The sequence below is a fragment of the Acidovorax sp. M14 genome, assembly GCF_049331375.1.
Taxonomy (GTDB): domain Bacteria; phylum Pseudomonadota; class Gammaproteobacteria; order Burkholderiales; family Burkholderiaceae_C; genus Acidovorax.
Genome location: NZ_CP186263.1, coordinates 2,992,310 through 3,016,836, shown reverse-complemented (window position 1 = coordinate 3,016,836; position 24,527 = coordinate 2,992,310). Strand labels below are relative to the sequence as shown.

Genomic DNA, 24,527 nt, shown 5'->3' with positions numbered 1-24,527 from the left:
TGCGGTCACGCTTGCCACGGCGCAGATGGCACAGGCGCTGCCCGGGGCGGTACTGGTCCGGGTGGACAAGCATTTGATGGTGACGTCATCCTCGAACAGGGCGGTGTCGGCGCAGCCTCACGTCCGGTCCGCTGGACGAGTTGGTCTTCGCTGATCGAGAGGCTTGCTTGCGGCCTTCGATCCAGGCTTCGACTTCTTCCAAGTCCCAAACGACGCAACGGGCGGTGAGGCGGAAGCGGCGTGGGAATTCGCCGCGCTGTTCCATTTCATAGATCGTCGTCTCGGCCAGAGGCACGATCTGGTGCAGTTCGTGGCGGCGGATGGTGCGGCGGAAGGGCAAAACGCCGTGCTTCGGGAACTGGGGGAGATTGCCGTAGGCGATCGAGCCGGGCAGGGGGAGGGCGGACGGCGAGCGCATCTCGGTACCGTTGACTCGGCCTATGTTTCCTGTCGGGTTATTCTCCATGTCGAACTCCGTGGTTGTCCGGCGATATGAGTTGCCACCGCATGACGACATGGTGGCTTTCAATGGCTATCGCGGGAACTCACTGGAGCGTAGAGAGGCGTACTGAAGACAAATAGCCAAGGAAAAGGGGGAGGGTATGGCGACGATAACGGTTTCTCCGATTCATTTCGAGGACTACAGCGGCATCCAGTTTGAGCGCCTTGTCTTTGCATACCACGTGCGCGCTGGCTGGCGTGACCTGATCTGGCATGGCCAATCGGGAGGCGACCAAGGGCGGGACATCGCGGGTATCGAGCCATTCGACGACCAGCCGGCACGCAAGACCATCATCCAATGCGCGAACCGGGACACGCTGACCCTAGCGAAGGCCAAGGGCGATATGTCCAAGGCGGTCAAAGCCGCTGGCGGGGCGCCGAATGCTTTCAAGTTCGTCTCTCGTGGCCCTGTTTCGGACGTCAGCCGAACTCGGATCGAGCAAGCCGCGGCATCCCTCGGGGTTGCGCATGTGACGATATGGTCAGGCGTGGAATTCGAGGAGAACCTGCGGCTTCGCGCCGAGTACCTGCTGCATCGTTTCGTCCATGGCATCGAGTTTCCCGACGCTGAGATGGAGATCCGAAAGTTTGTGGACGACTTCCCCGATCTCTCGGATGCCGATGTACTGCAGTTGATGGCGGCCGTGTTCGATCGCCCGGTCTTTCGGACACCGTTTCAGCAGGAAAGCTCCCTGCCTGCCTTTCAGCAGGCGATCGAAGACACCATTGGCGCACTCAACACCGGCGTTTGGCGGACGCGCGAGGGAGACGAGATCAGGCGTATCCCCTCGATCCATCATCTTCGAGATCAACGCATCCAGGCAGTGCTTGCAAAGGTAGTTCGTCAAGTCGATGAGCTGCGCCGCATCTTTGTGACCCATCTCAAGGAAGGTGAGATCAGGCATTGTGGATGCGGTCAGCCGAATTGCCCCACGTACATGCTCACGCATCGCGTTGCCGAAGAACTGGACGAAGCCAGACGGAAAATTCTGACGATGTTTCGATCGGTGTATGCGCCCTTTGACGTGAGTCTTCAGTAGGCGAGCATGGAAATGGCATTGTCCGAAGAACAAATTCAGTATCTCAATCACCATCCGCCAGGCGAGGCCGTGGCTCGCGCGTTGTCCGAACTACTGGTCAATGACCGTGACTTGCTCGGTATCGACGCCAACGAACGATCCATCACCTTTCGCTTCGCGATGTATCTCCAACGGCATTTTCCTGATTGGACCGTAGATTGCGAATACAACCGGGATGGCGCTGAGCCGAAGAGGCTCGGACATCTGGAGCTGTATCCGGACAGCGAGGATGATGAGGCGAAGACCGTATTTCCAGATGTGATCGTTCATCGACGGGGCACGAGAAACAACTATCTGGTCTTGGAGTTCAAGAAGTCAACGAGCCGTGTTGACCGGCAGATCGACCTTCGGAAACTTCGGGGCTATAAGCAGCAGCTTGGCTACGAGCATGCCCTGTTTGTGGAGGTTGGAACCGAGGGGCGGGCGGTCATCACCATGCTTGAATGGGCTTGAGAGGTAACAGGGAAAACTCATGACACGCATTCCACCGTTCAGCTCACAGCACCTTGAAGCTGCGTGCCGCGTGCTCGCCGATACCGAGCGTGGCCTGAGCGGCACGCAGATCGAACGCCTGCTGCAAGAAATCGAGATTGCCGACACGTCGCCCGGCATGACCAAGTGGAAGCGGTTGTTCAATGCGCTGGCCGGCGCGCAAAACCACCACCAAATCGGCAACCATCTCATCATGTTCATCAATCGCGCGATGAACCCGGTGAGCTATGCCCGCGATCCCGCGACGTTCGCCTGGCGGCGCGACGAACTCAATGTCGTCCTTGCCTTCTCCGGTTTCTACGTGCGAGACGACGGCAAGGTCGGGTACGCCGACAAGGCCACGACGCTTGATGCCGCTCGCGCCCGCGCGGGACGACTCAAGGCCGCGCTGGAAAGCCGCGTCGTCCATGCGGAAGTGCTGAACTACTGCCGCGCCGAGTTGCTGGACGAGAACTACTTCCATGCCGTGTTCGAGGCAACGAAAGGTGTTGCGGAGCGGATTCGCCTGTTGTCGGGCCTGAACGGCGATGGCGCGGACTTGGTGAACAAGGCATTCGCAGGCCAGCAACCCGTTCTCGCCTTGGGACCGCTCACCACCGAGTCCGAAAAGAGCGAGCAGAAAGGCTTTGCCAACTTGCTGATCGGCCTATTTGGTGCTGTGCGCAATCCGCTGGCCCATGCGCCCAAGACGAATTGGCCCATGTCCGAACAGGACGCACTGGACATCCTGACGCTGGTATCGCTGATTCACCGCAAGCTGGATGGCACCACGAAATTAGCGGCCGTATCGCCGTAAGGGAGAGACAGGAATGGACGAGGCGATCGTTGTCTTCTCTCGAAAAGGGATTTTCCAGACCACGATCGCCGCGCGCGACGTTCGCAGTCGGGAACATGCGCGCAAGCTGTGGCCCCTGGTATCTCCCGGCGCATCACGGCAGATGGTGACGTGGGTCAGTCCTTCCTTCGAGAGTGGGAAGTTGCGTCGGCGCTCCCATTTCCGGGTGCTTCCTGCCCAGCACACCTTCAACCCCAAAGCGCACTTCGACGATGAAGAGTCCAGCCGGTGGCGCGCCGTGCAGGAAAGCCCTGAACACCGGCGGGCGAAAGAACTTGTCGCGGCTGAACTCTCACGACGCCTGCATGCCGGGCTTGCGATGCCGTGGGCGTTCAAGGATGCGGATGCGTCGGACTATCCGCTGGAAGGCAACTTGTTGCTCGGCGCCGACCAGGTGGCAACCGAGCATCCCCTGGAGACGCCCTTCGGCAGCAAATTCCGGCTTGACGTGGCTGTGCTCGGGCCGCCGGTCCAGGCCGAGCCGATGGTGCTGGGCGGCGTTGAAATTGAACTCGGCCACGCCTTTGACGGGCGGAAGGCGCTGATCGGGAAGTCGCTCGGATTTCCGCTGATCTCCATCGACATCACCGAGATGAGGCTGGACGAACTCACGCCCGAGTGGGCTCAGCAGGTATTGACCGCGACCACGCGGAGCCACGAGCAAGGACGTCGGCAGACCTACATCTATCTCCACGACCTGCTGTACCCCCTCTACGCGCAATTGCCGGCGTTTCTGGACGACGAGCAGCGCCATCAGTTCCTTGTGTTTGCCGACAATGAGACCCTGAACAAGTTGGTGCGCTGGATGAACCTGCTCGCCGAAAAGCTGGAGTACCCGAAGGGTACGGTCGCCGTTGCTTTGGTCAATGGCAAGAACGAGCAGTCGCGCAAGATGCTGGAACGCGCAGGGCAGGTGGTTGGCCCTGACTGGAGTGAGTTCAACGGCCAGCGATGCCTACGGCTGACCCTGCCGCGTCCCAAAGGCCCGGCGGATCTCCAGGCTCATCGCTTCCACATGACGATGGCGCGCATCCTGCTGTCGCACACTGATGCGCTCGTTGGCTACAAGTATTGCAACGGCGTGGACAACAACCATCCCGAAGATGACGTGTGGGTTGCGCATCGCTGGATCGCCGACCTGAAAACCCATACCCAGCACCGCGTATTACCAAAGCGGCTGGCCGAACCGATCAACAGGTTGATCGCTGTGGTCTCTGATTTGCATCGCAATCACGCGGCTGCCAGCCAAGAAGCGTGACCGACTTGACGCCTCGTGCGGTCTTGGTTGTCTGACCAATACTCTCTCAGGCAGATGCGCCTTGGATGCCAGCCCCTGCAGCAACCGGCGGCCCGGCCTTGCGCTTCTTTGCGGTCTCTTCCGAACGCTTGTGCACCTGTGCGCGCCAGTTTTCCAGCGCGAGGATGTCTGCGAGCAGTTCGTCCGGCTCGGGAACAGCAACGCCACCCATCATTGCCTTGTCATGGGCATAGTTGGAGCACTTGCTCATCCCCGCGTTGACCTGCGCATAGTCATCATCGTCCACACTCACACCGACGAGTCGCTGTGTTTCCACGCCCTTGCGGAATCGGAGAATGACTTCGCGCAGAAGGACTTCTTCCACAGCACGCTCCCATGCCATGCGCAGGCGGAAGTACGCATCAACGGTCTGCCGGCGATGCTCCTGCTCCTCACCTTCCTTATGCAGTTTAGCGATGGCCTGTTGCTGCGCCTTCAACGCGCCGATGCGCTTGCTGGCGTTCTTCCCCTCGAACGGCAATTCCGGGTCCGCTATGCCGAAGCCTTCAGCGCGCCGCGTCAGGCTTTGCGTGGCTACTGCGGCACCCACTTGCTTCGCCTCCTCGGCCAGCAGACAGAGGAAATAGATGTCGTGCGTGAAGATGATGACCTGCCGCTGCATCGCTTCAGCAGCGAGGCGCTTGGCCACGCGCTCGCGCCGACGGTGATCGAGCGATGACACTGGATCGTCGAAGACGATTCCTCCCTTGCCGCCGCTCAGACCTACCTCGGCAAGGAACGAGCCGATCGCGATGGCGCGTTGCTCGCCTTCGCTCAGGATTTCACCGGGACTACGTACCTGCGGTAGCTGTAGCTTCAGCTTATGCAGCGCTTTCCCTCGGTCAGCACGGCTTTGCAGAGAAACGCTCAGGCTTCCCACGCCCAGGGCTTTGAATTCGCGGTTCAACGCATCGGCCAGCTCCTTGGAGACGACTTTCTCCGCCAGTTCCGACGCCTTGAGGGATATGGCGTTTGTCCTGACGGCGGTTAGACAGTTCTTCAGCTTTCCCTGGTGTTCCAACTTCGCCACCGCCGTAACCACTGCCTCCTTGACCTGGCTGAGTTTTACGCGGGCGTCCAACTCGCCAAATTGCTTCTGCAATGCAGCGCGGGCTTCTTCATTCGAGGCCTTCTCCAAAGCCTCAGCTTCGGCATTCAGCTTGTCAGCGAGCGTCTGCAACCGTTCAGCCGGACTGAGCAGCGCTTGATCCAGACCCGTCCAGTCATGGGAGACGACCGCAGCCTTGATCGCTTCATGCCGAACCGTCAGTGCGGCCTCGAAAGCCTTGGTGTCGGCCACCAGAGGTGGGTCGATTTCTTCAATTTCCGCCTGCGTCGCCTCATCAAGGTTCAACGCCATGACCGAGGCGGCAAACGGACGGTACTCGGCAGCGAGCGCTTGGCGCCTCGCCTGGGCCGTCTTCTCCGCTTCCGCTTGTATGAACGCCTCAAATCGCAGCAACCGTTCCGCGCCTGCGGCCAGTGGCTGCTGACACAGCGGGCACGCGGCGTCTGCTCCCAAATCTGGGAACTGTTTGTCCGGATGAGCTTCTAGCGCGAACTTCCGGGCTGCATCAAACAGTTCCCGCCATGCTTCTCCACCAGTTCCCGGCAGAAGGTTTTCCCCTTCCTTGAAACTCTTCGCCGCGAGGGCTGCGGCTGCCTGTGCCGTGCGAAAACCATCGGCCAGTGCCTTCAACTTAGCGATAGTTTCAGGGCCGACCACAAGCCCTTTCTCGACAGAATTTTTGGCGATTGCTGCGACACGGCGCGCGCGCAAGCGCAAGAGACCCGCCTTTTCCTTCGGGTTGTTCTCTTTGAGACTTTTCTCCAGCGTTTCCCTCTGTTCAAGTTCTTCTGGCTTGAGCGCAGCGAGAGTTTCAACCTGCGCAGTGCTGGTTTTTGCAGAGAGCGCCGCGATCAGCTTTCCGACGGCAGTTTCCCCCTGTAGGTGCGCAAATGCAGTGAGATCCACCGCCGACTGCTTTTGCTCGGCCTCGACGGAAATTTTGAGTTGTTGACAGACCTTGGCAAGTGCCTCGAATACGTCCAGACCATACGGCACGTAAGAGAAGTCATCCTCGTTATCCAAATAAGCACGCGCGCAATGTGCGTCGAAAATGGCGAAAGACGAAAGCTCTGGAGGCGCCTCTTTCCCTTGCTGCCAGACTACCTCTTTGAGTGCGCCATCAATGGATATATCGAAGGAGGCCTGGGCATTGCCAGCCTTGGCTCCTGGCAAATTGGCATTGGGATGGATGGGTTCCGATTGATCGCGCGCCCGACAGGCACGCTTGAGAACACGCGAGTATCCTGATTTTCCAGAGCCGTTATCGCCATATATGACGGTCATGCCGACCGGACCAACCGCCAACTGCTGATTTTCTGCAATTGCGTTGACGTTGTGCAGATTCTTGATGGCCCGAAGCTCGATATGCGTGGTCGCCTCAACTTGTGCTGGAATCTGGTCAGCCGTTAGCGGCTGGGGCTGGCGGTTCTTCGGGTCTAGAATTCCGTGGGCCAGCTTGAGCAAGGCATACAAATCCTCATGATCTTGTGGCGTCAGCGCTTGTTTCGCCAGTAGGCGAGAAACCGCATCGCTCTGCCACGCCGGAAGCCCCTGCGTCCAAGCCAAGATTTCCTGCAATATCGCCATGAGCCCTCCCTGTCTCTATTGGTTACTTGGTATGACCCCAGTTTAACTATGTTGCATTCCATTGGGGAGTGAACTTCAAAACGCAGCAGCGTCCCGGCATTCCGCCGTCGGGCTCGCGGGCTGTGCCCCGCGCCTCGTGCCGAGTCGCGGCCATCCGGCTTTGATCCCTGACGCCTCCGGCCCTTGAGGGCCTGCGCGCTGCGCTTGCCCATCCGTCATCTCTGCGGGTGGTGGGCTGTGGGCGGTCTTGCTGTTCCCTTCACCGTATCACGGCGTTCTCGCCGTCAAGGGTTGCGCGCCTTTTGCGCTTGCGGCCGTGGCCGTCTTCGACCCTGTGACGGCTTGCGCTGCGCCGTGTAGCGGCCGGTTCCAGGCAATTCCGCCTGAGCAACCGGAGCACGATCATGTCGCAACTTTCTCTGTCTCTCGATTCTTCGCTGCTGGTGCGTGACGCGCAGGGCCGTTACCTGCTGGCGTCGGCGGACCAGATTCTGGCGGCGGCACGCCAGGTCATCGATCTGAAGAATCCACGCGGGACACTGTTCACTTCGCCGGCGCTGGTCAAGGACTACCTGCGCACCAAGCTGGCCAGCTTCGAGCACGAAGTCTTCGCGGCGCTGTTCCTCGACAGCCAGCATCGGCTGATCGAGTACGTGGAACTGTTCCGCGGCACCATCGACTAGGCATCGGTGTATCCGCGCGAGGTGGTGAAGGAGGCCCTGCGGCTCAACGCGGCAGCGGTGGTCTTTTCGCACAATCATCCGAGCGGGAGTCCCGAGCCGAGCCAGGCCGACAGGGTCCTGACCCAGCGCCTCAAGGAGGCCCTGGCGCTGGTGGACGTGCGCACGCTGGATCACATCGTCGTGGGTGGCGCAGTCACTACGTCATTCGCCGAATGTGGCCTGCTCTGACCACGGGGGCTTCGGCCCCCTTTCTTTGCTGCGCCCAGCGGTGCAACTCCGGCCCTCGCGGGCCTGCGCGTGCTACGCACATGCCGAAGGCAGGTCTGCGTGGGTGGTGGGGTGGGGCGGTCTTGCTGTTCCCTTCATCGTGCCACGGCGTTCTCGCCGTCAAGGGCTGCGTGTGCAAGCACGCTGGCAGCCTCCGGCCGTCTTCGACCCCTGACCGCTTGCGCTGCGCCGTGACCCGGAGGTGACGGGCAATTCCGCCCGGCAATCAGCAGGAGTTCACCATGAACAACGCACTCATCACTGACGAGCAGCGCATCGTGCTGCTGGCTAATGGCCGCGAATCCTTGCAAAACCCGGACTTCGATTCGGAGCCCGTGGTCAAGCTCTTTACGCCGGACGCCGGCGCGACCTGGCTGCTGACCGAGATTGATCCCGACGACCACGATCACGCCTTCGGCTTGTGCGACCTGGGCTTGGGGATGCCGGAACTTGGCTGGGTCAGCCTGGGCGAGTTGGCGACTGTGCGCGGTGGGCTGGGCCTGCCGATTGAACGTGACCTGTCGTTCCGCGCCGAGAAGCGGTTGAGCGCCTACGCGCGCGATGCGCGGCGGGCCGGGCGGGTCGTCGTGTGACCCGGCCCTGGGGCGTCGCAGGACGCTCCTTCAACCCCGACGCGAGGCAACACGAGCCCCTTAGAACTCCGGCAGGTTCTCCAGATTGTCCCGCTTGGTGCTGTTCTTGTTGGTCGTCAGGTAGACATCGTCTATGAGATGCACCTGCGCACCAAGCTTCCATTTGCCGTCTGGGGCTTTCGTTCTGGTCTGGAATGTCGCTTTGCCGAGGCGAATGAGGTCGGCCACGAAAGCACGTGACACGGTGCGGTTGGGGCCTACTTCTGCGGGCTTTTCCTCTTTCACCTGAACGAATTCGATGTGGCTCCGGTCTTGGTTGTACCTGACGGCCGTGATGCAAAAATCTGCCATATCCCTCCCCTTGTAGATGGCGAACATCGAGAGGGAAAGTGGGGGTGCTTGCGTAGATTTCAACTGCTGCAACCATCCATACCTGCTCAAGCTGAAATAGGCGTCCCCGGCCAAGAAGACATGGCCGGTCGCGCTGTCGTGCTGCGCATCGAGCCTCGCTGCGCGAGTCTCGCCCCATTCGGGCTTCCATCGTTCCCTCGCTCCGCTCAGCTGACGCCTCCGGCCCGGCTTCCAGATCCGGGCCTGCGCGCTTCGCTTGCCGTGCAGTCGGCACACAGAGGCGGCCGTTGCCTGTTCAGCCATCTTCCCTGACTCCATCACCTTGCTCGCGACTGTAGCCCGCGTCCGTGTGCCGTCAAGGCGCGCAGGGCCGTGTCCTCGGCTACGCCTGCGGGCCGCACCAACCCCGCGCTTGTTTCCTTGACGGCTCCCGTCCGCGTGCTCCTGACCGTCGCGGGCGATGAACTCAGGAAAGACGGTGGCAACGAGGCCAACCGGGTTCTTCGTGCCGACCGCACCAACAGCCGAAAGGCTGGGCTCCGAATCTTGGAATCCGGTGTGCGGTGTGAACAGCAAACCCTTTTTGTCAGGAGAAAGACCATGCAACTCGCATCCCGTTTCGCTTCCCGTTCCCCGTCGCTGCGCAGCGATTCCCCGCTGTCCGATGACCAAATCCGCCGCGTGGCTCCGTCCATCTTCGCGGACGCCCCGCATGAAAGCCGTTCCGAGCGGTACAGCTACATCCCCACCGCCGCCGTGCTGACCGAACTGCGCAAAGAAGGCTTCCAGCCCTTCATGGTGACGCAGACCCGCGTGCGCGATGAAGGCAAGCGGGAACACACCAAACACATGCTGCGCCTGCGCCACGCCAGCCAGATCAACGGCGCGGAAGCCAATGAAATCGTGCTGCTCAATTCCCATGACGGGACGAGCAGCTATCAGATGCTGGCCGGGATGTTCCGCTTTGTTTGCAGCAATGGCCTTGTCTGCGGCGACACCGTGGCCGATGTGCGCGTACCCCACAAAGGCGACGTGGCCGGGCACGTCATCGAAGGCGCCTATCAAGTATTGGGCGGCTTCGAGCAGGTGAAGGAATCGCGTGACCTGATGCGCAGCATCACGCTGGACGATGGCGAAGCCGAAGTGTTCGCCCGCGCCGCGCTGGCCCTCAAGTACGACGACCCGGACAAGCCTGCGCCCATCACCGAATCGCAAATCCTGATGCCGCGCCGGTTCGACGACCGCCGCCCCGACCTGTGGAGCGTGTTCAACCGCACGCAGGAGAACTTGACCAAGGGCGGATTGCATGGCCGCGCCGCGAATGGCCGCAGGCAGAGCACGCGCCCGGTACAGGGCATCGACCAAAACATCCGTTTGAACCGCGCTCTGTGGCTGCTGGCCGATGGTATGCGCGCCCTCAAAGCCTGAATCCTTCCTCCCGCCGGAGGGGCGGTTTCCCCTCCATTCCTTGTTTCATTCGATTGGAGATACACCATGAACGCCATTACCCAAACCGAAGCCCGCGCCATCCACGCCGCCACGCTGGAAGCAGCTGATCCGTCCAAGAACCTGATCCTGGTTCCGCTGTCGCGGCTGGTGCTGCGCCCCACGGGCCGCAACGTGCGCAAGACCCCGCGCTTGTCCGTCCCTGAACTGGCCGCGAGCATCCAGCGTGTGGGCCTGCTGCAAAACCTCATCGTGATTGCCGCCCCCGATGGCGAGCATTACGAAGTCGTGGCCGGTGGCCGTCGCTTCGCAGCCCTCAAGCTGCTGGCAAAGAAGCACCGCATTGCCAAGAATTGGGAGGTGCCTTGCCTACTGGTGGCCGATGGCACGGCCCGTACCGCCAGCCTCACCGAGAACGTGCAGCGCGAAGCCATGCACCCGGCAGACCAGTTCGAGGCATTCGCCGCGCTGGTGGCCGAAGGTCGGCCCATCGAAGACATTGCAGCGGATTTCAGCGTTACGCCGCTGGTGGTTCAGCGGCGCTTGAAGCTGGCGAACGTCTCGCCGCGCCTGATGACCGACTATCGCGCCGATGCCGTCACGCTCGATCAGTTGATGGCGCTTGCTATCACCGACGACCACGCCGCGCAGGAAAGTGCGTTCTACGATGCGCCGACGTGGCAGCGCCACCCATCCAACCTGCGCGAACGCGTGACCGAGCGCGAAATCGACGCCTACCGGCATCCGCTGGTGCGATTCGTGGGGCTGGATGCCTACGAGTCCGCAGGCGGTGGCGTGCGCCGCGACCTGTTCGCGGAAGGCGATGCGGGCGTGTATCTGCTTGACGCCGCACTGCTGGAACGGCTGGCGCAAGACAAGCTGGCAGGCATTGCCGCCGAGGTGAAGGCCGAAGGCTGGGCATGGGTGGATGCCACGCCCGGCGTGACCCATGCCGATCTGCATGCCTTCCAGCGTGCGCCGAGGGGGCGCCGCGAACCGACCAAGCGCGAGGCACAGCGCATCGAGAAGCTGCAAGCCAAGATGCAGGAAGTGGGCGAAGCCCTTGACGCCGCACTGGAGGCCGAGGACGAGGACAAGGCCGACGCGCTACAAGAGGAAGGCGAAGCCCTGGGCGAACAATTGCAGGCGCTGGAAGATAGCTTGCAGGACTACAGCCCGACCGTGAAGGCCGCTGCCGGTGCCATCGTCACCACCGGCCGCAACGGCGAGGCCGTGATTCATCGCGGCCTGCTGCGCGAGGCCGAGGCCAAGGCGCTTCGCACGCTGGAACGGCTGCGGCAGGGTTTCGGCAGCGACGATGCTGCGAACGACGCCGAAGGCGAGGACGACGAGCAGCCCAAGACCGTCGCCATGTCCGACCGGCTGGCGCAACGCTTGAGCGCCCACCGCACGGCGGCGCTGCAAATCGAAGTGGCGCGGCATCCGCAGGTGGCGCTGGCCGCGCTGGCGCATGGCATGGTGCAGGCCGTCTTACAGGCAAGCCACTATGGGACCGACCTACCGCTGGGCGTGCGCCTCACGGTGCAAGACCGGCTGGAAAGCATGGCCCCGGACTGGCCGGAGTCTCCTGCCGCAGTGGCCCTGCGCGAACTGCAACAGGCATGGAACGGCAAGCTGCCCGAGAACAGCGCCGAACTGTTCGCCGCGCTACTGGCGATGGAGCAAGGCGAGCTGGTCAAGCTGCTGGCCGTGTGCGTGGCCTCCACGGTAGACGTGGTGACACCCCGCGCCACGCCGCACCAGCCCAGCAAGGAACTGGCGCAGGCAGTGAGCCTCGACATGGCTGCGTGGTGGCAGCCGACTGCAGAAGGCTACTTCAAGCACGTCCCGAAGGCCGCAATCCTGCAAGCCTTGGGCGAGTACGCGCCGGATCACGTCACCCGGCTGGCGACGCTCAAGAAGGCCGACATTGCCAGCGAAGCAGAGCGGCTGGCTTATGGCACGGGCTGGATGCCTGCCGTCTTCAAGGCCGAAGGCCTGCGGGAGGGCGCCCCGGAGGATGCCGAAGGCGTGGCGGATGAGCCTGCCGAGGCGCTGGCCGCTTGATCCGCACAGAAGGCAAGCGTCCCGGCTTGGACCGGGGCGCTTCGCTTGATAGGAAAACTGCCATGACCCGCACCACCACTAGCCGCTCGCGCATGGCGGCGGTTTATGCCGTCGGCAGGGTACGCGCTCGCCGCTGGCACGGCGATGGCGACGTGCGCGGCTACCGTCCGCCTCGCGGCTGGACGGCCCGCGCCGATCTCACGGACATTCACCCCATCATGGGCCGCACCCTGCCGCGCGCCGTGTGGTGGTTCATCGAGACGAGGGAATGACCCTCACCCCCGGTCCAGGCCGTTACGCCCTGGACCGGGGGATTCAAAAAAATCCGGGCGCGGCGGTGGCCGCGCCCGGTGATGAAGCACCAAAGCCCAGACACGACGCCGCCACCTTCGCAGAGGCTCAGGCGGCGACGTTGAAGACATTGTTGTATTGCGCGAGGTCTTTGGCCATGGGCTTTCGTAGTTGGCCATTGCCACTCAACGGGATGGTCATGGGTGCTTTAAAGGCCGGCGACGTCGGTCAAGTACAGCAGCAGCATACGCACGAGTTCCGTCCTGACGGCGGTCGATTCCAGCTCACCACGGCGAACAGCGTTATGGATGACCCCGTCCAGCACGTCGGAGACGAGGGTGCCGGTCAGCGCATCAGCGGCAGAGCCTCGACCGCCACGATAGTGCGCGATGGCGTTGGCATGACAGCCGAGGTATTCCGTCTCGAAGGCGCTGTGCGGGTCGCGTAGCCCTTCTGCTGCTGACACCTCGTCCAGCAGAACCTGATGCAGGCCGGGGTTCCCGGAGTGCACCGCAATCATGTCGTCCACGAGTTGTTCGACGTACTGCCGTAGGCTTTTCCCGGCAGGAGGCTTCTGCACCGCTGCCAAGCAGTCATCCAGGTGCTTGCGGCGGATTGCGTCGATCAGTGCGTGCTTGTCAGGAAAGTATTGATAGAGGGACCCGATGCTCACGCCAGCTGCCTCGGCCACAGCGTTGGTCGTGAATCCTGCCCAGCCGCGCTGCCCCAGAATGCGAGCCCCCGCCTGGACGATCGCCTCAACCGTCGTGCGGGAACGTGTCTGGCGAGGTTGCTTGCGCATAGGCGGCGTGGCAAAAGGAATGCGAGTAGACATGCGGTCTTACGTACCGGAGGATGTGAGCTATTAACTCACATTCTGAAAGGATCTGGATCATGAGAGTTTTGACATCGATCCAAGGCTTGTTCCGCTATCAGGCCTGGGCCAACGAAGAACTTCTCGGCAAGCTCGAAAGACTCGATCCCGAGCGCCATGCCCAAGAACGGCATGACGCGCTGCGACTGCTCAACCACACCCTGATCGTCGGCCGGATCTTCGCGGGGCATCTGAACCGGCAATCGCACGGCTTTACGGCGGACAACACACCCGACACGCCAACGCTGGAGGCCCTGAAGGACGCCATCGGTACGTCAGACCGCTGGTATCTGGACTACCTGCACAAGCTGGCGCCTGAAGTGCTGACCGAGCCCTGGCCCTTTGTCTTTACCGATGGGGACAACGGCTTCATGACACGCGAAGAAATGCTCATGCACGTAATCGTCCATGGCACATACCACCGGGGCGAAGTGGGCCGCATCCTTCGCTTGGCTGGCGCAGATCTTCCATGGGACACCTTTGCGGTCTACCTGCATCGGAGCGAGCCAGTGAGGCGCCGTGTGTCAGTTACGCTGGCGCCATAGTTCAGATGCTCTGCGCTGGCGCGATCTCGGCGACAGGCAGAGGCTGGCAACAACCCGCTCAATGCACTGCGCTCCGTGCCACCTTTGCCGTCACCGCCATTCGGCTTCAATCCCTCGCGCCAGCGGTGCCGCGCGCTTCGCTTGCCTTCAGGTGATCGGTGTACAGTCCGCGCGGACTGATTCCAGCCCCGGAACGACTACTGAGGTTGGGCTGTCAACACCGCTTCGCGCTCGGGGAGGCGCTGGAGCGGCAAGAGATCCATGACATCGCAAAACAACGACCGGTTCTGCCAGTCGTTCCGGTCGCCGATCACGTAGAAGCGCCGCTTTGCCCGTGTGGCCGCCACGTTCAACAGGTTGGGTTCCGAGACCGCCCAATCCCGTGCGCCGGAACCTTCGGTATTGCCGCCCAACACCATGATGACGACCGGAGCCTCTTTGCCCTGCATGGTGTGGATGGTTCCGGAAACCATCGTGTCACCGAGCAGGCGTTTGAGGTTTTCCTGGACAGCCTTGAAGGGCGTGATGACCGAGATGTCGGCAGCATCCACGCCGTCCATGCGCAACAGGGCGAGCAGTGCCCGCAAAGCCTCTCCCTCGGCCGGCACCCAGTTCCCGTCGGATGTTCCGCTGGCGTGAATCCATCCGGTCGGCAGGCGCGCGCGTGTCTCCTTGTCGGCGCGCGGTGCGATGGTGCCGTACACCATGGCGCCGTCGTAGGCAATGCGGTTGGCCAGCCCGTGCATCGGCTTGTCGCAGCGCCGATGCACGACCAAGGGCAGCCCCACCCACGTTTTGCTTCCGGCCGGTCCTGCCAGACGGCCCCATGTCGTAGCCTGGTCTGCCAAGGTCTGCGCGGACTGTCTGTTGGGGAGCCAATGCGCATCGACGCGGTAGCGCGTGCGCATGTGTTCCAGCACTGCGTCGGACACGGTGACGATAGGCTTGAGCTGAAGAGGGTCGCCCACCAGCAGCGCGCGCCGGGAGCGCCACAGCGCACCCACCGCTGCTTGCGGAGGTGCCTGTCCGGCTTCATCAACCAGCAGCCAGCCGATCTCCCCCGGCCCCAACGAGCGGAAAGAGCGTGCGAACGAGGCAAAGGTGCTGCTGAGCACCGGCACGACCATGAACAACGAGGCCCAAGCCGAGCGAATCGCCTCGCGCGAGAGTCCCTGCAGGTGCGCGCCGGTCAACATCGCGTTGATCAGGAACAGGTTGGAGCGCATCCGTGCCGCCTCCAGCTCGAAGAACGTCCGATGCAGCTTCAGTGCCTGGATGAAGACGCGCGCTCGGGCCCGTCGCCAGCCCTCGATGTGCCAGGGTTCGGCCAGTTCGATGGCGTCGCCACGACCGATGACGCCGCCGCGCAGCCATGCCAGCAGATGGTCGGCCCGGCAAGCGCTGGCCAAATCGCTGGCCTGTTGCGTCAGGGATTGATTTTCCGCCTGCAATTTTTTCAACGCCTGCTGCGCATTGGCGATCTGCCGATCCAGTTGCTGCCTGGAGTCCTCGAACTGCTTGGCGAGCCGCGCGATGCGGTCGAACTCGGCCTTGGCGAGGCCATGCCGGTCTTGCAGCAGTTTCAGCGCAGCGTTCCAGGTGCGCGACGCACCCCACAGACTGCATAGGTTCACCCAGAAGCCTGGCTTGCTGGCCTGGTGCTGTGCAAGCGCCTCCAGCGCATGTTTGAACGCCGCATTGGCGGGGCGGCCTTCCTCGGCATCCAGGCGCGCCTGTTGTTCCGTCGTGTGCTCCAAGCGCTGTTCAAGCGCTTGCACGGTGGCGATCGTCTCGGCGATCTTCTTTCTGGTCGTTTCCAGCGTCTGGATCAGAGCGCGGATGCGGGAGGCATCGGCGCACGCCGAGCGAACCTGCGCCTTGGCCGCCTCGTACTCGGCGACCGCCTGCTGCCACAGGGCTTGGCGTTGTACCGATGTGCGCTCCTTGTTGAGCTGGTTGTGCACGCCGAGCCATTCCTTCAGGCCTTGCGGCGCCTTCTTCTGTGGTGGCGGAGATGCTTGCTGGCCATCGGCCTGGGCAGTAACGGCCGGGCCGGCAAACAGAGGCTTGGCGACATTCTCATCGTCGGTTTCGTCGCTGGCTTCCTCGCTGTTGTCCGCCTTGTCTTGGCTGACCGATGGACTCTGCCCATAGAAGTAGCGGTCCACGAACGCCTTGCGCCGCGCCTTGCTGCCCAGCGCACCAGAGATCAATCCCCAGGCCGGCTTGCCGGTGATCAGCTCGCCCAGGTCGGCGAAGTGCTCGGCCTCGGGCAGCCAGCTCTCGTCGATCTTGTCGCGCTGGGGCAGTTCAAGGGTGACGTTCTCTACGGCGCCGTTGTTGGACGAAGCGACCACGATCTCGAAGCCGTACAGCGCAGGATTGAGCTTGAAGGCGACCTGTTCCTTGCCGCCATCGTTGCCGGCTTCGCGCGCGTTGCTGGCGAAACCGTCGGATGCGCGGCGCAGCGTGGCAAGCACGTCGGCCCGGCTGGTGATGATGGCGGCGATCAAGTCGCGCAGCAGGGTCGTCTTGCCCGTGCCCGGCGGGCCATTGACTCCCAGAAGTCCCTGTCCGTCAGCGAGCTTGGACAGAACGGTGTTCACTGCCAGTTGCTGGGAATGCACAAGCCCCAGGTGCCGTTCGGAGGGCCAGCAGCTATCGGCATGGGCCTGCGGCATCAGCCGCTCGATCAGCGACCGGGATGCGTCGTCGCTGTCGATGTGCAGCCGCGGTTGCGGATTGTGGCGGCGCAAGTATTGGTTCAGCGCTTCGCTCGCCACGCCCTTGCTGAGGCTGTCAGCAACGGTGGCCAGGTCGTCGAGCAGGAAGTTGTTGAGCGGATCATCCTCCGATGCGGGCTTGTCGGGTTTGACGGGTTGGGAACGGAATCGCAGTGGTGGGCGCTCAACACTCGCAAAGAAGTCCGCCACGCCGAGGAACTGCAGCACCCACCGGGTGAAGTCCCGCAGCGCGCCGCCGGACACCTGACCTTGCAGCTGCGAGAGCGCCTGCTCGGCGGCGGCCCGTCGATCGTCCTCGAATCCACGTGTCCAGTCCTTTCTCGCCAACGCCCGTCCGAGGAACCAGGCTTCGCTGGAGAGCACGAAACTGTCCTCTACAAGTTGCCCACTCATGGTGAACTTCGCGGCGAACAGCGCTGACTCTCGGTGCTGTGGTTCGCGGTAGCCCTGGTCGGCGCCGTACAGGTCCTGGAGTGCGGCGGCGACGAGCCGACTGTCGTACAGGTGGGCATAGAGCGTGTGGCTCCATTCGCGCTTGTCGGGAAGCCGTTGCTTGCTGACGATGCTCTCGGGTGCCCAAGGAGGGATGGGGCGTGCGCACGGCGTGTCGTGAAGGAATGCGCCATAGGCGCTGCTGCGCTTTTTGATCTTGGGGGCCGATTGCGGTTGCAGCAACTCGACTGCATGCCAGTACCGGACGATGTTCTCGGACTCCTTCAAGATGCCTTCCCTTTCATGTTCTTGGTTTGCTTCAGGGTCCACGCTGCGGGTATTTGCCATCCATCGGCTTGAATTGCCGTGGATGCTGTGCGCATGCGGGACACCTCAGTGATGCACTGATTTTGCATGTTGCCATGCCCTGGCTTTCCCACGGACGCTGTGTTTCGCCGTCGTGGTGGCTGACAAAGTGGAAAACGGGGAGCCGTGTAGCGTGTCGGTGCGCCGCACCGCCGGGCTTTTCGGGCTACGCCCCGTGCCGACTTCGCTGTCACGGCCATCCGGCTTCAATCCCTCACGCCTTCGCGCCATGCGGCGCTGCGCGCTTCGCTTGCCTCCAGGGGATCGGCGCAAGGCCCATCCCCCGCCGCGCGCGGCTTGGCGCCCCTTGAATACCGCCGAACCGGCTTTCGCCGGATCGGCCAGGCCTGCGTCCCGCCGGCGAAGGGTAGGGCGGGGCGGGGGTGGATACGCCGTGGCTTGCTGCGCCAGGTTGTGGAAATGCGTGCCGTCCTCGACGCTGGCAGTTGGCCTATCACGTCACGAAGGACGGTTCACGGACACCCCACCCGGCATCGTTATGGAGCTTCCACGCCACGCCTCAAGACTGGCGCCGCAAGGTGCGGCGGGGGTGTTCTCGCCTGTCGTCGGGGTGTTTGACCTGGCCCGCGTCAGCAAGCATGCCGGTGCAGCCTTCGTGCGGGGATGCCGAGTCGGCCAGTCTCCTTTCGGAGTGGTTCGGCCCAAGGCGTCCTTGTCTCGTTGTGAATCCTGGCGGTGGCGCGGCTGCGCCTCGGGCTTCATGGCTGCAACCGTCCGGCGAAAACAATTTCCCCGCCGCTGCGCGGCTTCCTCGCGGGACAAATTCTTTGCGCCTTCCGGTTCTCCACTGCGTTGCGACCGCGTGCGGTGCAGCCCGCCCGTCCCCCGCCGGCCGGATCACAACAAGGACGCGATGGGCGCGAACCTTGTTCAACCGAAAGGAAAAACATCATGGCCAACATCGGCACCTTCACCGCAGACAAAGACGGTTTCACCGGCACCCTTCGCACCCTGACGCTCAACGTCAAGGTCAAGCTGGTTCCCAACGACAAGGGGGACAACGAGAAAGCCCCAGACTTCCGCGTCCAGGCCGCCAGTCACGACATCGGCGCGGCGTGGAAGAAGACCAGCGAGGCCGGACGGGAGTACCTTTCCGTGACCCTCGACGATCCTTCGTTCCCGGCAACGGTCTATGCCCGCTTGATCGAAGGCGAGGACGGCACGCACGACCTGATCTGGTCGCGCAACAAGCCGCAGCCGGCCTGACGGCCCCAAGCGCCCCGCCCATGGCGGCGGGGCCTTGTGCTGCTCTTCGCAGCACGACAACTGCTACGACCTGGCAGCCGCGAGCTGGCTTTCTGTCTCGGTCATTAACACGGCGGTACTGCATCCGAGCGCGCTGGCAAGCTTGAAGATGATCGCCAGCGTGGGCATGTGCTCGCCGCGCTCGACCTTGCCCACATGAGAACGCTCGATGCCGGCCAGATTTGCCAGCGACTCCTGTGCAATGCCACGTTCTGCCCGCAATGCGCGCACCGCCGCGCCGAAGGCTTGCGCCAACTCGGCATCGAAAGTGGTAACGCCGGCCGGTCGGCCGGGTTGAACGGAACGCTTCTGCATAGACAGAAGCGTCCTGTTTAGAGACAATTAAAACCACGTTATCTTTAACTCAAATCCTGCGGATTTGCCTGCTTCCGTGCTTTTACGGAAAACCGCATCTGCGGATTTCGCCAGAACCGAGAAGCCGTATCCGTGCCTTCACTGACCCACCCAATTCCGCTTTTCCGTTTCCGTGCATGTGCGGATTCGATGGTTTGCGCTTGCGTGTCTCCACACGAAAGCGCGCATCCGGTTCAGTGGTTCCACGCTTTCGCGGAAAGGCGGTTTCGTGCATCCTCGGTTCCGTGGGGTTCCTGACCATGACCCAACCATTCACTACTGCCGATGAGCGTACGCAGCTGCTCGCCAACGGCGCAGCGCGCGCTGCTGGTCAGGGCATCGACCCGCGACCCGTGGTGCGGCTGTTCACGCCGGATGCGCACGCCACCTGGTTGCTGGCCGCGCTCGACCCGGCCGACGGCGATACGGCCTGGGGCCTCATTGATCTCGGCATCGGTATGCCGGAGTTGGGAACGGTCAAGCTGTCCGACCTGGCAGGCATCGTCGGGCCGCGTCAGCAGCCCATCCAGCGCGATCTGTATTTCCGAGCATCGCGGCCGTTGTCGGAGTACGTCCGGCTGGCGCAGATCGACGGCTCGATCCCTGACTGATCGAGTTGCTGGCCGCGCTTCGGCGGCCATCCAGACACGGGCCCTTGCGGCGCATTGTGTCTATTTCGGTCTGGCTTATGACATTGGCAATCTGAATCGCCGCTCTTGCGCCAATGCGGTGCATCCTGATCCAAATGGACATGATGCCTGGCGCGGCTTGCGGCAGGGTGTCCGGTACTGCGCCCCATTTCCGGGCGGTGCAGCCGTCGCATTCGGACGATTCACGTAAGACTTCGGAGCCAATCCGTCTTGACACCGCTCGTTACAGATTGAGTGTATCCCTTTGCTGGGGCGCGTTGAGGTTTTGATGGCGTGGCTCCAGCGTGCCGACGTGGCGACGAACCCTGACAACAGGAGGTTGCCTCATGGCTGATCGGAGCGCCGAACCCTGGTATCCCACCGCCGCGTATCTCTACGTGCTGCACCTGGATGATCTTGCTCTGGCTTGGGAGTATTTGCGCCGCCATCCCGACTACCGCCGCGACTGGCTGCGCCGTCGCCGCAAACCGGACGCCGCCCACAGTTGGGGGCTGCGCATGCTGGAAGACCCGGCCTTGGATGCGCGCGACGCGCATCCGGCCTGGTTTGCTGGCCATCCCTGCATAGCGCAGTTGCACCCGGACATCGACCCGCCACCGGATGCAGTCGCATTCGAACTGTGGCGCATTCCCGGACACAAGCATCTGATCCACGATGGCCAACGCCTGACGCTTGCTGCGCGTTGGCCCGGCTGCTGCCTGCGCCTGACGTTGGCGCCTGGTCTGGAGGATGGCATGGCCTACGTCTACGCCATCCGCGCGTGCGACATGCCTTGCGCGCGCCACTGCGTGCTTCGTGCCGAACTGGACAAGCTGACCGTGACCGCCGAAGGCTCGCCCGCCGCAGCGGCCCAGCCTCGCCCCGCGCCGACCACGCTGCAGGAGTTGCACACCCTGCAGGCACTCGACGCCAGCTTGGCAGGGGCGTCCCTGCGTGAAATCGCTGAAGGCCTGTTCGGCGCCGACGCCGTCGTCAACGGCTGGTACGCCGATGGTGGCTTGCGGTCGCGCGTACGCCGTCTGGTGCGACGCGGCCTGACGCTGATGCGCGGCGGCTATCGCCGCCTAGCCCAACTACCGTGACTTGAGCAGGGTCGTTTTACCTTCACTGCAAAACGACCCTCAACGGGACGCATCCCTTTCCTGAGACTGCCTCCATCTGGCCGCGCTGGTGCGGCCAGGCTGTCCTGATCGATGGAGGCTTACCCGATGCGACCCGCTCCCTTGCGGCCTGCTGCCGCGCCCGCTACATCCCTGCAGCCCGCTGCTGCAGCACAACCCCAACGCTACCTCACCAACGACGAAGCCGCCGAATACCTGCGCTTGTCGCCGCGCACGCTGGAAAAACAGCGCGTGATTGGTGGTGGACCGAAGTTCCGCAAGTTCGGCCGTCGCGTCATGTACGCGGTGGCCGACCTCGATGCCTGGGCCGACCAACGCAGCTTCGAGGCCACGTCCGATCCCGAGTACGCCGAGCACCACTCGGCTGACAGCCGTGCGCGCTGATCGGCGCTTCGCCGGTGGCCATCGCCATGTCCAGCCCTTCGCTGCCGTCCCGATCACCGGGGCAGCGGCCAGCGCAGGAGCGGGAACAGCTCGACCTGTTCCGCGCGCTGCCGGGCGACATGGCGCCGCGCGACAGCCAGGATTTGATGGCCTTTCCCTTCTTCTCGTTGGCGAAGTCCAAGCGTGTCCAGCCGATCGACTTCCGCGCCGGCGGCGTGACGATCCGCGTGGAGGGAACACAGGAGCACGGCATCGCCACGATCTGGGATGCCGACATCCTGATCTGGGCGGCCAGCCAGATCGTGGAAGCGCGCGATGCGGGCATCCGCCCGTCGCGCTTCATGCGCGCCACGCCCTACGAGATCCTGCGCTTCATCGGGCGCGGCACGTCGCTGCGCGACTACCAGCGCCTCAAAGCGGCCTTGGATCGGTTGCAATCGTCCACGGTGGCCACCTCCATCCGCGAGACGACGGGGCGGCGCCTGCATCGCTTCTCCTGGATCAACGAATGGAAGGAGCTGGCCGACGCCCGCGGCACGCCGCTGGGCATCGAGCTGATCCTGCCGGACTGGTTCTTTGTCGGCGTGATGGACGCTGCGCTGGTGCTGACCATCGACCCAGCGTATTTCAAACTCACGGGCGGCATCGAGCGCTGGCTGTACCGCCTGGTGCGCAAGCATGGTGGCAAGCAGCCGGGAGGCTGGCAGTTCGACTTCAAACACCTGCACCGCAAGTCGGGCAGCACTGCCAAGCCCTACGACTTCGCCTGCGATCTGCGCGCGCTGGTGGCGCGGCAGTCGATGCCGGGCTACGTCCTGGGCATCGAGCGGATGCCGGACGACGGGGCCGAACTGCTGACCTTCCGGCCCGTGCTGCGGACGGCACGGGGATAACTCGGGAAGAAACTGTGAATGGCCTCGTGCTATCAGGCGTGCCGGGTGTCGTGCTATCGGGCGTGGCCCTATCGTGCTATCAGGCGTGCGAACTCGCCGCAAAGCCAGTAACGGTGAGGGTTTGCGGCCCCTCTAACTTCCCTAACTTAAATTCAATAACTTTTAGTAGAAGCGCACCGTTTCGGTGGACAACCACAAAACGGCACGGCCAGGCACGCATTCCAGCAAGGGGGGGCGCGCAATGATCGTCGCCCTGCTCAACCAGAAAGGCGGCGTCGGCAAGACCACGCTCGCCACCCACATCGCCGGCGAGCTGGCCATGCGCGGCCTGCAAGTCGTGCTGCTCGACGCCGATCCGCAAGGCTCGGCGCTGGACTGGACGCAGCGGCGCGCCCAACAGGGCTTGCCGCGTTTGTTCAGCGCCGTGGGCCTCGCACGCGAGACGCTGCACCAGGAGGCACCCGAGCTGGCACGCAGGGCCGATCACGTCGTCATCGATGGCCCCCCGCGCATCGCTGCGCTGGCACGCTCGGCGCTGCTGGCGGCCGAGCGCGTGCTGATCCCGGTGCAGCCCAGTCCCTACGACTTGTGGGCGTCCGCCGAGATGGTGGCGCTGATCCGCGAAGCGCAGGTGTTCCGGCCGGCGCTGCGCGCGGCCTTCGCCATCAATCGGCGCATCAGCACGACCATCATAGGTCGCGAAGCGCGCCAGGCGCTGGCCGACCAGCCGCTGCCCGCGCTGCGCTCGGAGGTGCATCAGCGCATCGTTTTCGCCGACAGCGTGGCTGCCGGCCGGCTGGCCCGCGAGACGGCACCTGACAGCGCCGCCGCGCGCGAGGTCACCGCGCTGGTCGATGAACTGCTGCGGTGGCCGACATGACCGCAGAGCGATCTGTGCGGGGCAAGCGCGTCGGCATCGGCGCACGTCCGCCAGCGAACCCGCACGCAGAGGCGTGGGTTCGCCAGGGCGAAGCCGACGCCTTGCAGAAAGGCGACCTCTACACCGCGCGCCTGACCCTCGACATCACCCCCTCGATGCGCGCACGCATCAAGGTGTTGGCCTTCACACAGGGCGTGACGGTGGCCGAACTGCTGCGCGGATTGTTGGAACGCGAGTTCCCGGAGAACACACCATGAACGCTCACGCTTTGGCAGCCATGCCCGCCACGTCACCTGCAGTCACGCCGTCTCTCGCAGCGCTCGCCGGGCGTGTCGGCGCTGCATCGCTGACCCGCGTATCGCTCGCCCACGTCGAGCAACGTATCGACCTCTACCTGCGGTTCGGCGAACCGATGCGCACCATCCGGCTCGACCGCTGGCGGCGCGTTGCGATATTCCCGCCCGGCGCGTTGTTCTGCCGCATCCGCTGGCATGCCAACGACTACGGCACGATCCGCTGGCAACTTATGGTGATGCAGGCCTGCACGCCGCTGGACGCCGCGCAGCGCATCCCCGGCGTGCTGCCCGGTGCGCGGTTGCTGCTGCACGCCGAGGGCGAGCCCGCCGTGCGCGCCGTGCTGGCGCAGATCGACGCCATCGAAGCGCTGGGTATCGCCACCATCGACGTGTCGCCCGCTTACTGGCGCACGCTGGGCAACCGACTCGCTGCACGCCTGCCGTTGCCTGAATACACCGCTGAACGACACGCCGCCTGGCTGGCCGGGAGGACGCTGCCATGACGACGCTTTCCACACCCGCCAGCGCCACGGGAACGGCCCCGCATCCTCGCTCGCGCCTGCGCGCTCGCTTTGTGCTGGCGGGCCTGTCGGCCTGCGGCCTCGCTGCGCTGGCCTGGGTGTCCTTCCTGCCCGACAACATGCGGCCACTGCCGCGCTTCACCTACAACCCGTCAGACAGTGTGGCGGTTGGCTGGTATCGCGTCGAACCTATCGACCACCGGGCCGACTCGCTGCCACGTCCGTTGTCCGTGGACAGCATCGTGCTGGTTCCTCTGCCGACCGACGCCGCCGCACTGGCCGCGCAGCGCGGCTACCTGCCGACGCGCGTGCCGCTGCTCAAGCGCGTGGGTGCGATTGCGCCGCAGGAGGTGTGCGTCGCTGGCCGCAGAGTGCGCATAGACGGCGTGCCGGTGGCCGCCGTGCTGCCCGCCGACCGCTTCGGCCGCCCGCTGCCATCCTGGCAGCAGTGCCGCCGTCTCGAACCGGGCGAACTGTTCCTGTTGAGCGTAACCAACCCGGCGTCGTTCGACAGCCGCTATTTCGGCCCGGTGCGCGCATCCGCCGTGCTCGGCGTCGCGCATCCGGTCTGGCTGGAGACACGCCGATGATGGCCGCCGATTCGCTGCGCTTCATCGTGTCATCCGGCGTGTCGTTCCCCTGG

Annotated in this window: 24 protein-coding genes and 1 pseudogene; 19 read left to right on the top strand and 6 right to left on the bottom strand. The window is 63.6% G+C overall.

Features of this window, described 5'->3' with window-relative positions; translation table 11 throughout:
* Positions 1–85 precede the first annotated feature (85 nt).
* Positions 86–466, bottom strand: coding sequence for a helix-turn-helix transcriptional regulator (locus tag ACOYR4_RS14060; protein WP_422847029.1), 381 nt, complete (start codon positions 464–466; stop codon positions 86–88).
* 136 nt (positions 467–602) lie between these two features.
* On the opposite strand from ACOYR4_RS14060, the gene ACOYR4_RS14055 reads away from it, so the two are divergent.
* The 4 genes from ACOYR4_RS14055 to ACOYR4_RS14040 are packed head-to-tail and all read left to right on the top strand — an operon-like array spanning position 603 to position 4,165.
* Entirely contained in the window at positions 603–1,541 is a 939-nt protein-coding gene (locus ACOYR4_RS14055) for a hypothetical protein (protein WP_422847028.1), read from the top strand.
* Between the two features lie 12 nt (positions 1,542–1,553).
* Positions 1,554–2,033: a hypothetical protein gene (locus ACOYR4_RS14050; RefSeq protein ID WP_422847027.1), complete on the top strand. Its 480-nt coding sequence runs from the start codon at positions 1,554–1,556 to the stop codon at positions 2,031–2,033.
* Positions 2,034–2,052: 19 nt separating this feature from the next.
* Complete coding sequence (locus ACOYR4_RS14045; RefSeq protein ID WP_422847026.1) at positions 2,053–2,868, top strand: TIGR02391 family protein; 816 nt, start codon at positions 2,053–2,055, stop codon at positions 2,866–2,868.
* A 13-nt stretch (positions 2,869–2,881) separates the two neighbouring features.
* A complete protein-coding gene (locus tag ACOYR4_RS14040; RefSeq protein WP_422847025.1) occupies positions 2,882–4,165 on the top strand; it encodes a hypothetical protein in 1,284 nt (427 codons plus the stop codon).
* 46 nt (positions 4,166–4,211) lie between these two features.
* Here ACOYR4_RS14040 and ACOYR4_RS14035 read toward each other — a convergent pair whose 3' ends face one another.
* Positions 4,212–6,860: an AAA family ATPase gene (locus ACOYR4_RS14035; protein WP_422847024.1), complete on the bottom strand. Its 2,649-nt coding sequence runs from the start codon at positions 6,858–6,860 to the stop codon at positions 4,212–4,214.
* A 404-nt stretch (positions 6,861–7,264) separates the two neighbouring features.
* Between ACOYR4_RS14035 and radC the strand changes: the two are divergent.
* Positions 7,265–7,771: pseudogene (radC, locus tag ACOYR4_RS14030) on the top strand (RadC family protein).
* Between the two features lie 281 nt (positions 7,772–8,052).
* Positions 8,053–8,403, top strand: coding sequence for a DUF2958 domain-containing protein (locus ACOYR4_RS14025; protein WP_422847023.1), 351 nt, complete (start codon positions 8,053–8,055; stop codon positions 8,401–8,403).
* Positions 8,404–8,463: 60 nt separating this feature from the next.
* On the opposite strand, the gene ACOYR4_RS14020 is transcribed toward ACOYR4_RS14025, so the two are convergent.
* Entirely contained in the window at positions 8,464–9,057 is a 594-nt protein-coding gene (locus ACOYR4_RS14020; RefSeq protein WP_422847022.1) for a DUF3892 domain-containing protein, read from the bottom strand.
* Between the two features lie 297 nt (positions 9,058–9,354).
* On the opposite strand from ACOYR4_RS14020, the gene ACOYR4_RS14015 reads away from it, so the two are divergent.
* From ACOYR4_RS14015 to ACOYR4_RS14005, 3 genes are all read left to right on the top strand, one after another.
* Positions 9,355–10,182: a DUF932 domain-containing protein gene (locus tag ACOYR4_RS14015; protein WP_422849665.1), complete on the top strand. Its 828-nt coding sequence runs from the start codon at positions 9,355–9,357 to the stop codon at positions 10,180–10,182.
* A 66-nt stretch (positions 10,183–10,248) separates the two neighbouring features.
* Positions 10,249–12,267, top strand: a complete 2,019-nt coding sequence (locus ACOYR4_RS14010; protein ID WP_422847021.1) for a ParB N-terminal domain-containing protein — start codon at positions 10,249–10,251, stop codon at positions 12,265–12,267.
* 62 nt (positions 12,268–12,329) lie between these two features.
* Entirely contained in the window at positions 12,330–12,539 is a 210-nt protein-coding gene (locus ACOYR4_RS14005) for a hypothetical protein (protein ID WP_422847020.1), read from the top strand.
* A gap of 227 nt (positions 12,540–12,766) precedes the next feature.
* Here ACOYR4_RS14005 and ACOYR4_RS14000 read toward each other — a convergent pair whose 3' ends face one another.
* On the bottom strand, positions 12,767–13,393 hold the full coding sequence (locus tag ACOYR4_RS14000; protein ID WP_422847019.1) for a TetR/AcrR family transcriptional regulator: 627 nt from the start codon (positions 13,391–13,393) through the stop codon (positions 12,767–12,769).
* A gap of 59 nt (positions 13,394–13,452) precedes the next feature.
* Here ACOYR4_RS14000 and ACOYR4_RS13995 point away from each other — a divergent pair, with 59 nt between their 5' ends.
* Positions 13,453–13,977, top strand: coding sequence for a DinB family protein (locus ACOYR4_RS13995; protein WP_422847018.1), 525 nt, complete (start codon positions 13,453–13,455; stop codon positions 13,975–13,977).
* Between the two features lie 197 nt (positions 13,978–14,174).
* On the opposite strand, the gene ACOYR4_RS13990 is transcribed toward ACOYR4_RS13995, so the two are convergent.
* Entirely contained in the window at positions 14,175–17,441 is a 3,267-nt protein-coding gene (locus tag ACOYR4_RS13990) for an AAA domain-containing protein (RefSeq protein ID WP_422847017.1), read from the bottom strand.
* A gap of 990 nt (positions 17,442–18,431) precedes the next feature.
* On the opposite strand from ACOYR4_RS13990, the gene ACOYR4_RS13985 reads away from it, so the two are divergent.
* Positions 18,432–18,746 carry a DUF736 domain-containing protein gene (locus ACOYR4_RS13985; RefSeq protein ID WP_422847016.1) on the top strand — a complete coding sequence of 105 codons (315 nt, stop codon included), beginning with the start codon at positions 18,432–18,434 and terminating at the stop codon, positions 18,744–18,746.
* Positions 18,747–18,809: 63 nt separating this feature from the next.
* Here ACOYR4_RS13985 and ACOYR4_RS13980 read toward each other — a convergent pair whose 3' ends face one another.
* Entirely contained in the window at positions 18,810–19,100 is a 291-nt protein-coding gene (locus ACOYR4_RS13980; protein ID WP_422847015.1) for a helix-turn-helix domain-containing protein, read from the bottom strand.
* Between the two features lie 299 nt (positions 19,101–19,399).
* Here ACOYR4_RS13980 and ACOYR4_RS13975 point away from each other — a divergent pair, with 299 nt between their 5' ends.
* The 8 genes from ACOYR4_RS13975 to ACOYR4_RS13940 all read left to right on the top strand — a co-directional run bounded on the left by ACOYR4_RS13975 (position 19,400) and on the right by ACOYR4_RS13940 (position 24,474).
* Positions 19,400–19,750: a DUF2958 domain-containing protein gene (locus ACOYR4_RS13975; RefSeq protein WP_422847014.1), complete on the top strand. Its 351-nt coding sequence runs from the start codon at positions 19,400–19,402 to the stop codon at positions 19,748–19,750.
* Positions 19,751–20,115: 365 nt separating this feature from the next.
* Positions 20,116–20,871, top strand: coding sequence for a DUF7011 domain-containing protein (locus ACOYR4_RS13970; RefSeq protein WP_422847013.1), 756 nt, complete (start codon positions 20,116–20,118; stop codon positions 20,869–20,871).
* A gap of 126 nt (positions 20,872–20,997) precedes the next feature.
* Positions 20,998–21,294, top strand: a complete 297-nt coding sequence (locus ACOYR4_RS13965; RefSeq protein WP_422847012.1) for a helix-turn-helix transcriptional regulator — start codon at positions 20,998–21,000, stop codon at positions 21,292–21,294.
* 26 nt (positions 21,295–21,320) lie between these two features.
* A complete protein-coding gene (locus ACOYR4_RS13960; RefSeq protein ID WP_422847011.1) occupies positions 21,321–22,187 on the top strand; it encodes a replication initiator protein A in 867 nt (288 codons plus the stop codon).
* A gap of 241 nt (positions 22,188–22,428) precedes the next feature.
* Positions 22,429–23,067, top strand: coding sequence for a ParA family partition ATPase (parA, locus tag ACOYR4_RS13955; RefSeq protein WP_422847010.1), 639 nt, complete (start codon positions 22,429–22,431; stop codon positions 23,065–23,067).
* On the top strand, positions 23,064–23,324 hold the full coding sequence (locus ACOYR4_RS13950) for a chromosome partitioning protein ParB (protein WP_422849664.1): 261 nt from the start codon (positions 23,064–23,066) through the stop codon (positions 23,322–23,324). Before parA ends, ACOYR4_RS13950 begins: the two co-directional genes overlap by 4 nt.
* The gene (locus ACOYR4_RS13945; protein ID WP_422847009.1) at positions 23,321–23,866 is read left to right on the top strand and encodes a DUF2840 domain-containing protein; all 546 of its coding nucleotides are present in this window, start codon (positions 23,321–23,323) and stop codon (positions 23,864–23,866) included. The genes ACOYR4_RS13950 and ACOYR4_RS13945 overlap by 4 nt, the downstream gene beginning before the upstream one ends.
* On the top strand, positions 23,863–24,474 hold the full coding sequence (locus tag ACOYR4_RS13940; RefSeq protein ID WP_422847008.1) for a S26 family signal peptidase: 612 nt from the start codon (positions 23,863–23,865) through the stop codon (positions 24,472–24,474). Before ACOYR4_RS13945 ends, ACOYR4_RS13940 begins: the two co-directional genes overlap by 4 nt.
* Positions 24,475–24,527: the final 53 nt, after the last annotated feature.